The organism is Burkholderia sp. AU4i (genome assembly GCF_000466765.1).
In the GTDB taxonomy this organism is placed as follows: domain Bacteria; phylum Pseudomonadota; class Gammaproteobacteria; order Burkholderiales; family Burkholderiaceae; genus Burkholderia; species Burkholderia cepacia.
The window spans coordinates 1-12,010 of record NZ_ASSI01000151.1 but is presented as its reverse complement, the minus strand read 5'-3'; the positions used below and the strand labels follow the sequence as shown (position 1 = coordinate 12,010).

Here is a 12,010-nt window from a genome sequence, read left to right as displayed (position 1 = left end):
GTGTGCTCTTCCGATCTCTGGGCGGCGCGCGCCGCGTTCGCGACGAGTCGTGCGACCGCGGGCGGCCACGTGTGCGTCGCGCTCGGCGCGCTCGCGCAGCGCTACGAAACACCGCTCGATGAGGTTCGCGCGGCGCTCGCCGCGAGCGGCGTGGTCGCGTTCGGCACGCTCGCGCGTGGCGACGAGCGGCCGCTGATCGTCGACCGCCACGACCACCTGTACCTGTCGCGCTATTTCGACTACGAACGGCGGCTCGCCGATGCGCTCGTCGCGCAGGCCGGTGCGACCATGCCGGACGAAGGTCTGGCGCCCGACCGGCTGCGCGACAGTCTCGCGCGTTACTTCGGGCCGGCGAACGGCGAAGTCGACTGGCAGCGCGTCGCGGCGATCGTCGCGCTGACCGGCCGCGTGACGATCGTCAGCGGTGGCCCGGGTACGGGCAAGACGACGACCGTCGTCGGCGTGCTGGCCTGTCTGCTCGATGCGCATCCGGGGCTGCGCGTCGCGCTGGCCGCGCCGACCGGCAAGGCCGCGCAGCGGATGCAGGAAGCACTGCATGCGCGGGCGGGCGACCTGCCGCCCGAACTCGCGGCGCGCCTGCCCGATACGTCGTACACGCTGCACCGGCTGCTGGGCGGCGGCGGGGCGGCCGGTTTCCGGCATCATCGCGACAATCCGCTGCCGTACGACCTGATCGTCGTCGACGAGGCATCGATGATCGACGTCGCGCTCGCCGCGCATCTGCTCGATGCGCTCGCGCCGGGGGCGCGGCTCGTGCTGCTCGGCGACAAGGATCAACTGGCCGCGGTCGAGGCGGGTGCCGTATTCGCGGAGCTGAGCGCGCGGCCGGCGTTTACCGCCGCGGCGCGCACGCGCATCGCGCAGGCGCTCGGCATCGACGAGGCGGCATTCGTCGCGGCGCTGCCGGTGCAGGACGAGGCCGCGACCGTGGCCGCGGCCGTTCCCGCTGCGCATCCGGTTTCCGCCGCGTCCCGCGTTCCGGCGCCGCCATCGGCGCTTGTCGCTACACGCAAGCCGGCGTCGCGACGGAAGGCCGATGCGAGACAGGCATCGCTCTTCGACGACGAACCGCAGGATGACGAAGTTTCGTCGTCCAACGTCGCGCCGCCGCCGGCCGAAACCGGTGAAGCCGGTGATGCAGGCGAGCCTTCCGCATGGATCGAGGTCGACGAACTGGCGTGGCTCGACGCCGTCGAGCTGCCGCCGTTCGACGCAGGCGACGTGGCGCTTGCGTCGGTCACATCGAACTCGCCGGGCGAACCCGCCGCCGCGTCCGCCGCGCCCACGCCCGCACCGGCACCCGCACCGCTCGCCGACTGCGTCGTCTGGCTCGAACGCAACTACCGCTTCGGCCTCGATTCGCCGATCGGGCGGCTGTCGCTCGCGATCCGCAGCGGCGACGTGCAGGCCGCGCTCGACGCGTTGCCCGCCGACGATTCGGCGGCCGCGTCATTCCATGACGATGCGGGCGAGTCGCTCGCGACGTCGACGCTCGAGCGGCTCGCGCGGCGGTTCGGTGCTTACCTCGACGCGTTGCGCGACGCGCTGGCCGCGCCGGTGCCCGATCCGCTGCCGCTGTTCGACGCGCTCAACCGGTTCCGGATCCTGTGCGCGACCCGCAGCGGCTTGCGCGGCGCGGAGCACGTCAATGCGCTCGTGGCCGCGCATGTGCGCCACGCGGCGCGCGTGCCGCTGGCGGTCGGCGCGCACTGGTTCACGGGGCGGCCGATCATGGTGACGCGCAACGACTACGCGCTCGGGCTGTTCAACGGCGATATCGGCATTGCGCTGCCCGACGCGCACGGCGTGCTGCGCGTGTGGTTCCGGCGTGCGGACGGCACCGCGCGCGCGGTGTCGCCGGCTGCGCTGCCGCCGCACGAAACCGCGTTCGCGCTGACGGTCCACAAATCGCAGGGCTCGGAATTCGACGAAGCCGCGCTCGTGCTGCCGGCATCGTTCGGCCGTGTGCTCACGCGCGAACTCGTCTATACGGCCGTCACGCGTGCCCGTACGCGCGTGCAGGTGATCGGGCCGCGGCGCGTGCTGGCGCAGGCCGTCGCGACGCGCACGCAGCGCGATTCGGGGCTCGCGGCACGCGTCGACGAGGCGCTTGCACGGCGCCGCATGGAGGCGTCGCGATGATGATCCGCTATACGCTCGATCCGGCCGAGGTCGAATGGACGGCCGTGCGCGCACAAGGCGCCGGCGGGCAGAACGTGAACAAGGTGTCGAGCGCGATTCACCTGCGCTTCGACATCCGCGCGTCGTCGTTGCCGCCTGTCATCAAGGAGCGGCTTCTCGCGCTGTCCGACCAGCGCATCACGCGCGACGGCATCGTCGTGATCAAGTCGCAGGAATACCGCACCCAAGAGAAAAACCGCGAAGCCGCGCTGGCGCGCCTCGATGCATTGATCGCCGGCGTTGCGTTCACGCCGCGCGCACGGGTCGCCACGCGGCCGACGCGCGCGTCGAAGGAGCGGCGGCTCGAGCACAAGTCGCGCCGCAGCGCGGTGAAGTCGGGAAGAGGGAAGGTGATCGACTGACGAATGGCGGGGCGGACGAACCACGGGTGCGGCAGCCGGGCGCTCGCACCCGCGCCGGTTACCGCATCACGGTGCCGGCGCTGTCGAGTACGAAGTCGACGCAGAACACGACGAGCCGGCTCTGCGCGCGGATCGCGACGGCGGCCGTATAGCAGTCGCGGCCTTCCGTCAGCGAGAAGTGCGGGCCCATCAGCGCGACGCGTCCGGGCGCGGCGATCGCGCGCTGGAAATACGGGCGCCGCGACCAGTTGCTGTGGGTCTCCGGAAAGAGCGGTGCGAGGCGGGTGACGCCGGCCTGGCCGTCGTCGGCGGGCGCGCCGATCGACGGCAGGAACTGCTCGCCGGTTTCGTCGGTGACGAACACGCGGCGGGCGGCCGGCACCGTGAACACGCGTTGCGCGGCGTCCTGCAGGTTGCCGCTCGCGGAAAACGCGGCCGCGCCGGTCAGCACGAGCCGCTCGATCGCATCGAAGCCCGGCTGCTCGGCGACGACCGGCGTGTGCCGGCGGGCGATGAAGCGTTGCCACGCGGCGTCGAGCATCGCGGGTGCTGCCGCGCTGGCGTGGGCGATCGATGCGTCGGGCTGGCCGAACTGGAAACCCTGCACGAAATCGATGTCGGCTTCCATCAGTGCCTGCAGCGAATCGTCGTTTTCGACGCCCTCGGCGAGCACCATCGCGCCGGCCTGGTGCAGCATCGACACGAGGTGATGCATGATGCGGCGATCGTCGGCCGAACCGGTCGCGCGTTCGACGAGCGAGCGATCGAGCTTGACGATGTCCGGGCGCGCGCGCCACACGCGGTCGAAGTTCGAGAATCCGGTGCCGAAATCGTCGATCGCGATCAGGAAGTCGCGATGCTGGATCATGTCGATCGTGCGGGCGAGCGCGGCTTCGTCGCGCGACGGCTGTTCGACCACCTCCAGCACGATGCGGTTCGGCGGCAGCGCGAAATGCCGGCACAGCGCCTCGACGAATTCGCGCTGCACGAGGCCCGAGTCGAGCACGCGCGGCGTGACGTTCAGGAACAGCCAGCCGTCGCCGATGCCCTGCGCGACGAAGTTGGCCGTATGCAGGCAGCGCGCGAGCCGGTCGAGCAGCAGCGCGTCGGCGTCGGCGCGCGTCTTGTCGAACAGCGCGGCGGGCGAGATCAGTGCGCCGTTCGCGTCGACGACACGCAGCAGCGCCTCGTAACCGACGACCCGCTTGTGCGTGATCGACAGCACGGGCTGGAACACGCTGCGCAGCGTCGTGGTGCGATAGGTGGCGACCCAGCCGCCGGGCGTCGGCGTGAGACGGTCGAGCAGGGAGTCGAGCGAGAGGTCGCGCGCGGGCTTCATGTCAACGGAGCCCGGGGGCGAGCGGCGGGGCGGTAGCGCGCCGCCGCGCTGAAGCGGTCGCACGCGCCGGCGGACGCGAGAGGACGTGAGACATCGAGGCCGCCTTCTGCGGGTAAGTGTTCGGAGTGTAACGGGAACGGGGCCGCTCGCGTATCAGGGAAACTCCAGACGCACGCGGGTATGCGGCTGCGGCCGGCGCGGCGCGCATGCGTGCCGCGCATCATCGCCGCGACGCGAAGGGCGCCGCCGCCGCACATGACGACCCGGCGGTTTGGCGAGCATGGTGAGCGCGATGAGGCGACGCGGAAAATCCCGGCGGCCGGCAGGGCCGCGAGCGCATGTCGCCGTCAGACGAATGCCGGCGGCGCTGCGGCACCCTCCATGGCGACGCGGAGAACGGCCGGCACCCGGTCGGAGCGCATCACGGCCCGACCGATGGCGATACGTGCACCCGAATGAATCGTCAGGTCGCTTCGCCGCTGCGCGGCCGGATCCCGGGAATCCGCTTGATCACGCCGGTCGCGAGCGCGGTGCCGACGAGCACGATCGCGCAGCCTTCGATCATCACGGCCGACACGTGTTCGCCGAGGAACAGCGCGCCCCACAGCAGGCCGAACACCGGAATCACGAACGTCACGGTGATGGCGCGGGCGGGGCCGACATGCGCGATCAGGTAGAAGAAGATGAAATACGCGATGCCCGTGCAGGCGACGCCGAGCGCGAGCACCGAGCCCCACGCGTGCGCGCTGACCGGCGCGGCCGGCCAGGTGGCGATCGCGAACGGCAGCAGCAGGACGGTCGAGCCGATCATGCTGCCGGTCGCGTTGACGAGCGGATCGACGCCGGTCAGCTTGCGCTTCGTGTAATTGGCCGCGATACCGTACAGCAGCGTCGCGCCGAGCGCCGCGACGGCGGCGAGCGCGGTCGCCGCGGCGCCCGTTTCGCCATGCGCATTCGCGATCTGGTTCCACACGAGCGTGAGCACGCCGGCGAACCCGATCACGAGGCCGAGCGCACGCGGCAGCGACAGCTTGTCCTTCAGCCACAGGTAGGCCACGAGCGCGCCCCAGAGCGGCGTCGTCGCGTTGATCACCGACGTCACGCCGGCCGACAGCGTCAGCTCGGCGAACGCGAACAGGCAGAACGGGATGCCCGAGTTCAGTGCGCCGACGACGAACAACGGCCACGCGTGACGGCGCAGCCGGGTGCCGAGGTCGGCGGGTTTGAAGCGCGTCAGCGCGAAGCCCGCGAGAAACAGCGCGCCGATACCGACCCGCAACGCCATCAGCGGCGCCACGCCGAGATCGACGACGCCGATCCGGATAAACAGGAACGACGCGCCCCACAGGGCGGCGAGCACGGTCAGCAGAAGGGCGTTTTTGGGCGACATCGAGTGTGAGGGGCGGGGAAGGGATGCGGAGAATCTTACACCCCGTTACCAGCCCGTCGTTTCACGTTTCGATGAAATGACAAGAAACGGGAATGTCGCCGGTTGCCGGCACGGGATAGCCGCGTTCCGGCGGTCGAGCCCGGTCAGTGATGGCGCCAGCCGCCGCGTCCGCCGAAGCCGAAATTGAGTGATACCGCCGGTCCCCAATAGCCGCCCCATGCGGGCGCATAGGCAGGTGCCGGATAGTAATAGGCGGGGCCCGGATCGACATAGACCGGGGCCGGTGCAGCCGTGTAATAGCCGCCGGGATAATAGCCGTACGGGTAGTAGCAGCCGGCGAGCGTCACGCAGGCGAGCGCCGCGGCGACGAGGGTCCTGTTCATGATGTCTCTCCGGCGGAGCCGGCAATCGGCAGATGCTTAAGCTTAGGCCGCGCGCCGATGACACGGTGTGCAAAACGGTAACGGATCATTTCCGCACGGGCTGCCGGCCACGTTGCGGCGCCGCATGCGAAAACGGCGCTTCCGCACCGCGAAAACGCCGTCTGGCCGACTGTCGCGGCGCGCTGCGCCGCCTCTTTTACTTGCCGACCTGGTTGCCGATGATGCCGCCGGCCGCTGCGCCGCCGAGCGTCGACAGCGCGCTGCCGCCGATCGCCGCGCCGGCGACGCCGCCGACACCCGCACCGATTGCCGTATCGCGCTGGCGTCGTGACATCGAATCGCAGGCCGACAGGCTGGCCACCGTCGCGACGAGCAGAGCGCATACCCCAAAACGCCGAATCGAATTCATGATCGTTGTCCTTGTGGTAGTGAACGGAGGTCGCGCGACCGGCTGGCGACCGCGCATGACCCCAATCTACGCGCCGTCCCGTGGCGCAGCTGTAAGGACTTGTTAAGGCTCGGGCGGTTTCGTAATCATTTGTTTCCCTCGCGTCGGCAGGCACGCGGTGTGCACACGCGCAAAAAAGCCCGCTCGAAAGCGGGCTTGCGCAGCGCCTGAGCGCGAGACGCAGCGGTCCGGGCGGACCGCCGCGCGTGCTTATTGACGGTGATAGATCTCGGCGCCGGTCTTGACGAACTCGACTGCCTTGACTTCCATCCCCTTCTTCAGCGCTTCGGTTTCCGACACACCCTGCTGCGCCGCGAACTCGCGCACGTCCTGCGTGATCTTCATCGAGCAGAAGTGCGGGCCGCACATCGAGCAGAAGTGCGCGACCTTCGCCGAATCCTTCGGCAGCGTTTCGTCGTGGAATTCGCGCGCCTTGTCCGGATCGAGACCGATGTTGAACTGGTCTTCCCAACGGAACTCGAAGCGCGCCTTCGACAGCGCGTTGTCGCGCACCTGCGCACCCGGGTGGCCCTTCGCCAGGTCGGCGGCGTGAGCGGCGAGCTTGTACGTGATGATGCCTTCCTTCACGTCGTCCTTGTTCGGCAGGCCGAGGTGTTCCTTCGGCGTCACGTAGCACAGCATCGCGGTGCCGAACCAGCCGATCATCGCGGCGCCGATGCCGGACGTGATGTGGTCGTAGCCCGGCGCGATGTCGGTGGTCAGCGGCCCGAGCGTGTAGAACGGCGCTTCCTTGCACCAGTCGAGCTGGAGATCCATGTTCTCCTTGATGAGCTGCATCGGCACGTGGCCGGGGCCTTCGATCATCACCTGCACGTCGTGCTTCCACGCGATCTGCGTGAGTTCGCCGAGCGTCTTCAGCTCGCCGAGCTGCGCTTCGTCGTTCGCGTCGTAGATCGAGCCCGGGCGCAGGCCGTCGCCGAGCGAGAAGCTCACGTCGTACGCCTTCATGATCTCGCAGATCTCTTCGAAGTGTTCGTACAGGAAGCTTTCCTTGTGATGCGCGAGGCACCACTTCGCCATGATCGAGCCGCCGCGCGACACGATGCCCGTCATCCGGTTCGCGGTGAGCGGCACGTACTGCAGGCGCACGCCGGCGTGGATCGTGAAGTAGTCGACGCCTTGTTCGGCCTGCTCGATCAGTGTGTCGCGGAAGATTTCCCAGGTCAGGTCCTCGGCCTTGCCGTTGACCTTTTCCAGCGCCTGGTAGATCGGCACCGTGCCGATCGGCACCGGGCTGTTGCGGATGATCCACTCGCGCGTTTCATGGATGTGCTTGCCGGTCGACAGGTCCATCACCGTGTCGCCGCCCCAGCGGATCGCCCACGTCATCTTGTCGACTTCCTCGCCGATCGACGACGTGACGGCCGAGTTGCCGATGTTCGCGTTGATCTTCACGAGGAAGTTGCGGCCGATGATCATCGGCTCGGATTCCGGGTGGTTGATGTTCGCGGGGATGATCGCGCGGCCGCATGCCACTTCCGAGCGCACGAATTCCGGCGTGATCTCGGCCGGCGCGTTCGCGCCGAAGGCCGCAGCGCCGAACGCCTGGCCCGGGTGCTGGCGGCCCATCATCGCGGCGAGCTTCGCACCGTTCGGGCCGCTCGCCTTCAGGCTCTCGAGGTACTCGGCGCGGCGCTGGTTCTCGCGGATCGCGATGAATTCCATTTCCGGCGTGATGATGCCCTGGCGCGCGTAGTGCATCTGCGTGACGTTCTTGCCGGCCTGTGCGCGGCGCGGATTGCGGTGCAGGCCCGGGAACCGCAGGTCGGCGGTGGCCGGGTCGGCCGCGCGCTCGAGGCCGTACTGGCTCGACAGGCCGCCGAGCACTTCGGTGTCGCCGCGTGCCTCGATCCAGCCCTGGCGCAGCGCGGCCAGGCCCGCGCGGATGTCGATCTTCGCGTCCGGATCGGTATAGGGGCCCGACGTGTCGTACACGTAGATCGGCGGGTTCTTTTCGCCGCCGAAGCCGGTCGGCGTATCGGCCTGCGTGATTTCACGCATCGGCACGCGGATGTCGGGCTGCGAGCCGGTTACATAAACCTTGCGCGAATTGGGCAGCGGGGCGACAGCGGCGGCGTCGACGTGTGCGTCGGCGGACAGAAACTTCGGATTGGCGTTCATGCAATCTCCTGTATGAGCGCCGGACAGGCGCTTCGGCGCTTGCCCGGAGCCCTTGACGAATGTGGGGCTCGAGCTAAGCAGGAGACGAGGCTTGGTGAGGCGGCGGATTTCGTCAGAAGGATGGCGGCGAAATCCGTACGCTTCCCTGCGCTGGCATTATCCAGATCAGGTTCAAAGGGTATTTCTCACCCGCAATGCCGGTTGTTTGACCGCGCGCATTGCAGGACCCCCGCGTTAGCAGCGCACACGATACACTGGCTTCGCGGCGGTTTCAACCGGGAGAGGATCGGCTGCCCCGGTGCGGCCGCAGCATGGCGGGCGGTGCGATGGCCCGTCGAAATGGCAGCGCGCGTCGCCGCCGCATGGCCCCACGGCTTGGCCGGCCGGGGCGAAGCGGTGCAACATGGCGCGCTTTCGCGCAACCTCAAAAAAATTTTTCGCAGCGGCTGTCATTTCCCGCGACGTCGTCCGTCTATTCGGCTCCTTAAACCCATGTTTTGGAGAGATGTCATGAAAAAAGTACTGATCGCCGCTTGCGTCGCCGCTATCGCCACGATCGCCACGGGCGCGTATGCGCAGAACGACGCGATGTCGCAGCCGGGTTCGTCGATGTCGAAGGACGCGATGGGCCACGACGCGATGGCCAAGGATGCAATGGGCCATGACGCGATGAAGAAGGACGGCATGAAGAAGCATGCGATGAAGAAAGACGCGATGAAGAAGGACGCGATGTCGCACGACGAGATGGGCAAGCCGTCGGGCGACAAGATGGCGCCGTCGAACTGACGGAAGCGGACGCGGCGCGGCCGGCGCGTGCGTCGCACGGCGGCCGCCCGCACCGCATCCTGTCTCGTCGACTCATTCCCGGAGTCTTCATCATGCAAACCGTTCCCGCTACCGGCCGCGCGACCGCCACGCCGCCCGCGCGCCCGATTCATCCGCTGTGGGTGCGCGCGAGCCACTGGCTCAATGCGCTCGCGGCGATCCTGATGGTGCTGTCCGGCTGGCGCATCTACGATGCGTCGCCGATCTATCCGTCGTTCGTGTTTCCGCACGGCATCACGCTGGGCGGCTGGCTCGGCGGCGCGCTGCAATGGCATTTCGCGGCAATGTGGCTGCTGGTCGGCAACGGGCTGTTCTACCTCGCGATGTCGATCGCGACGGGGCGCCTCGCGCGCAAGATGCTGCCGGTCACGCCGGCGTCGATATGGCGCGACGTGCGTGCCGCGCTGGGCGGACGGCTGTCGCACGACGACCTGAGCGTCTACAACGCGGTGCAGCGTGCCGCTTACCTGACCGCGATCGTCGATCTCGTCGTGCTGGTGCTGTCGGGCCTCACGATCTGGAAATCCGTGCAATTCCCGCTGCTGCGCGAATTGTTCGGCGGCTACGACAACGCGCGTGTCGTGCACTTCTGGGCGATGTCGCTGCTCGTCGCATTCGTTGTCGTTCACGTCGCGATGGCGCTGCTGGTGCCGCGCTCGCTGCTCGCGATGCTGCGCGGTCGCTGACCCGCGAGCCGCGGGCGAAGGAAATCATCATGTCGGAATCCGAATACAAGCGCGACGGTTCGCGCTGGACGCTCGACCGGAAGTCGCTCGAGCTCGACGTGCGCCGCGAGCTCGAGATGCCGTCGCGGCGCCTCTTCAACCGGCGCATCCTGACGCTCGGCGGCCTGACGATGCTGACCGGCTGCACGTTGAAGGACGACGCGTCGGTCAACACGTTCCTCGAGACGGTGTCGCGCATGAACGACCGCGTGCAGGCGTGGCTGTTCAGCGGCGAACGGCTCGCACCGACCTACACCGAAGCCGACATCACGCGACCGTTCCCGTTCAACGCGTACTACGGGATCGACGACGTGCCGCACGTCGATGCGTCGACGTACCGGCTCGTGCTGTCCGGCCGCGTGACGGGCAAGCGCGTGTGGACGCTCGACGAACTGTATGCGCTGCCGCACGCGGAGCAGATCACGCGACATATCTGCGTGGAAGGGTGGAGCGCGATCGGCCGGTGGGGCGGGACGCCGTTCGGCGCGTTTCTCGCACGGGCCGGCGCCGATACACGGGCGAAGTACGTGGGCTTCAAGTGCGCGGACGATTACTACGAGAGCATCGACATGCCGACCGCGCTGCATCCGCAGACGCTGCTCGCGTTCGACTACGACGGCCGTCGGCTGCCGCCGGAATTCGGCTTCCCGATGAAGCTGCGGATGCCGACCAAGCTCGGCTACAAGAACCCGAAGCACATCATGGAAATCTTCGTGACCGATACGTATCCGGGCGGCTATTGGGTCGATCAGGGGTACAACTGGTTCGGCGGATCGTGAGCGGTGCGTGGCATGCGGTGGCGGCGCGTGCCGCGATGCATCACGCGGATTCACGCACCTGGAGGTCGACGCGCAGGCCGACAGCCGCCGCCATGTTGACGAGCGCGTCGAGCCCGAACAGGTTGATCTTGCCGCGCAGCAGGTCGGAGACGCGCGGCTGCGTGACACCCAGCTGTTTCGCGGCCTGGGCCTGGCTGAGCTCGAGCTGCGCGATGCGCTGCTTGAGTGCGATCATCAGTTCGGAGCGCAGCTTCATGTTCTCGGCTTCGGCCGGCTGGCCCTCGATTGCGTCCCAGACGCTCTCGTAACGTTCGTTGGTCATCGTTTCCTCTCCATCATCAGCGCGCGATAGCGCCGGGCGGCCAGATCGATATCGGCCCTGGTCGTGCGCGCCGATTGCTTCCTGAAGCAGTGAAGCACGTAGACGGCGTCGGCGAAGGTCGCGACGTAAATGATCCGGAATGCACCGCTCGTTTCGCGCAGGCGAATTTCCCGCACGCCGACGCCGACGGTGCGCATCGGCTTCCAGTCGTCCGGCGCCAGGCCGCGTTGCACCTGGTCGATCTGGTGGCCGGCTTCGCGTCGCGCGGGCAGCGGAAAACCGCGAAGATCGGCGAGGGCGCTGCCGACGAAAACAACCGGCTTCGGCGGAAGAATGGTCGAATTATACAAAATTTTGTATGGGTGTGGCGGGTTTTGAACGAAGGTCGCGCAGGGCACGCGGCGCGTGAGTCGACCGTCACGATAAGGGGGAAGCCGTGGCCGGTGTGCAGGACTGGCCGTTCGGCCGATGCCTGGCTCGCGCGCGGCGGATTGCCGTCGGCAGTGGGGGCGAGCCGGCACCGGCAGCGCATGCGCGCGGCGTATCCGGCCCCCGATTTCACCCGCCCGCCGGCCGTAAAATGTCGCGCGGAAACATCATTCGCGATCCTTTCAGACAGGTCCGATGATGCTTTCGAATCCTTGATGCCATAATGCGGAGCGTGCGCAGCCGAAGCGGTTGCGCGCATTTTTTTTGTCCCTCTGCCGCCGCCTGCCGGTTCTCTTTCGTCGCCGTTCGCACTGCCATGTCGTTCCGCACGTTCGCTCTGCCTTCCCGGTCCCGCCAGGGCCGTTTGCCGGCATCGCCGGCGTCTTTCAGCGGAGCACGCGGCGCGACGTGCGGGCAGGCTGCGCGATGACGCCGCTCGACCGTCTCCTCGATTTCCTCGCCCGCTTCTCGTTCCGGATCCGCCTGCCGCAAAGCCGCGGCGGCCGCGTCGCGCTGGCGCTCGTGTTCATCTATTTCGTCTGGGGTTCGACCTACAGCGGCCTGCATTTCGCGCTGCAGTCGTTCCCGCCGCTGCTGCTGTCGGGGCTGCGCAACCTGCTCGGCGGGATCGGCCTGTTCATCTTCGCGCTGCGGCGCAAGCCCG

At 68.1% G+C, this 12,010-nt stretch carries 12 protein-coding genes, 1 pseudogene and 1 riboswitch; of the genes and pseudogenes, 6 read left to right on the top strand and 7 right to left on the bottom strand.

What is annotated here, in order from left to right; genetic code table 11:
• Together L810_RS30420 and arfB are read left to right on the top strand one after the other, a co-directional pair.
• A partial coding sequence (locus L810_RS30420; RefSeq protein ID WP_042976759.1) for an AAA family ATPase occupies positions 1–2,163 on the top strand: 2,163 nt, incomplete at its 5' end.
• The gene (gene arfB, locus L810_RS30415) at positions 2,160–2,564 is read left to right on the top strand and encodes an alternative ribosome rescue aminoacyl-tRNA hydrolase ArfB (protein WP_021162067.1); all 405 of its coding nucleotides are present in this window, start codon (positions 2,160–2,162) and stop codon (positions 2,562–2,564) included. The genes L810_RS30420 and arfB, both read left to right, overlap by 4 nt.
• A 58-nt stretch (positions 2,565–2,622) precedes the next feature.
• On the opposite strand, the gene L810_RS30410 is transcribed toward arfB, so the two are convergent.
• The 5 genes from L810_RS30410 to thiC all read right to left on the bottom strand — a co-directional run bounded on the left by L810_RS30410 (position 2,623) and on the right by thiC (position 8,266).
• Complete coding sequence (locus tag L810_RS30410; RefSeq protein WP_021162066.1) at positions 2,623–3,903, bottom strand: sensor domain-containing phosphodiesterase; 1,281 nt, start codon at positions 3,901–3,903, stop codon at positions 2,623–2,625.
• Positions 3,904–4,366: 463 nt separating this feature from the next.
• Positions 4,367–5,293, bottom strand: a complete 927-nt coding sequence (locus tag L810_RS30405) for a DMT family transporter (protein ID WP_021162065.1) — start codon at positions 5,291–5,293, stop codon at positions 4,367–4,369.
• Between the two features lie 143 nt (positions 5,294–5,436).
• Positions 5,437–5,676, bottom strand: coding sequence for a hypothetical protein (locus L810_RS30400; RefSeq protein ID WP_021162064.1), 240 nt, complete (start codon positions 5,674–5,676; stop codon positions 5,437–5,439).
• A 196-nt stretch (positions 5,677–5,872) separates the two neighbouring features.
• Positions 5,873–6,085, bottom strand: a complete 213-nt coding sequence (locus L810_RS30395; protein ID WP_021162063.1) for a glycine zipper 2TM domain-containing protein — start codon at positions 6,083–6,085, stop codon at positions 5,873–5,875.
• Between the two features lie 249 nt (positions 6,086–6,334).
• Complete coding sequence (gene thiC / locus L810_RS30390) at positions 6,335–8,266, bottom strand: phosphomethylpyrimidine synthase ThiC (RefSeq protein ID WP_021162062.1); 1,932 nt, start codon at positions 8,264–8,266, stop codon at positions 6,335–6,337.
• 124 nt (positions 8,267–8,390) lie between these two features.
• Positions 8,391–8,507, bottom strand: a riboswitch (TPP riboswitch).
• Between the two features lie 269 nt (positions 8,508–8,776).
• On the opposite strand from thiC, the gene L810_RS30385 reads away from it, so the two are divergent.
• From L810_RS30385 to L810_RS30375, 3 genes are all read left to right on the top strand, one after another.
• Positions 8,777–9,052 (top strand): pentapeptide MXKDX repeat protein, encoded by a 276-nt coding sequence (locus L810_RS30385; protein ID WP_027787940.1) that lies wholly within the window; start codon positions 8,777–8,779, stop codon positions 9,050–9,052.
• Between the two features lie 92 nt (positions 9,053–9,144).
• Positions 9,145–9,777 (top strand): cytochrome b/b6 domain-containing protein, encoded by a 633-nt coding sequence (locus L810_RS30380; protein WP_021162061.1) that lies wholly within the window; start codon positions 9,145–9,147, stop codon positions 9,775–9,777.
• Between the two features lie 29 nt (positions 9,778–9,806).
• Complete coding sequence (locus L810_RS30375) at positions 9,807–10,595, top strand: molybdopterin-dependent oxidoreductase (protein WP_021162060.1); 789 nt, start codon at positions 9,807–9,809, stop codon at positions 10,593–10,595.
• Between the two features lie 40 nt (positions 10,596–10,635).
• Here the strand turns inward: L810_RS30375 and L810_RS30370 are convergent, their stop codons facing one another.
• On the bottom strand, positions 10,636–10,917 hold the full coding sequence (locus tag L810_RS30370) for a helix-turn-helix domain-containing protein (protein ID WP_021162059.1): 282 nt from the start codon (positions 10,915–10,917) through the stop codon (positions 10,636–10,638).
• The gene (locus L810_RS30365; protein ID WP_042976757.1) at positions 10,914–11,267 is read right to left on the bottom strand and encodes a type II toxin-antitoxin system RelE/ParE family toxin; all 354 of its coding nucleotides are present in this window, start codon (positions 11,265–11,267) and stop codon (positions 10,914–10,916) included. The genes L810_RS30370 and L810_RS30365 overlap by 4 nt, the downstream gene beginning before the upstream one ends.
• A 505-nt stretch (positions 11,268–11,772) precedes the next feature.
• Between L810_RS30365 and L810_RS30360 the strand changes: the two are divergent.
• Positions 11,773–12,010: pseudogene (locus tag L810_RS30360) on the top strand (EamA family transporter); the annotation flags it as partial.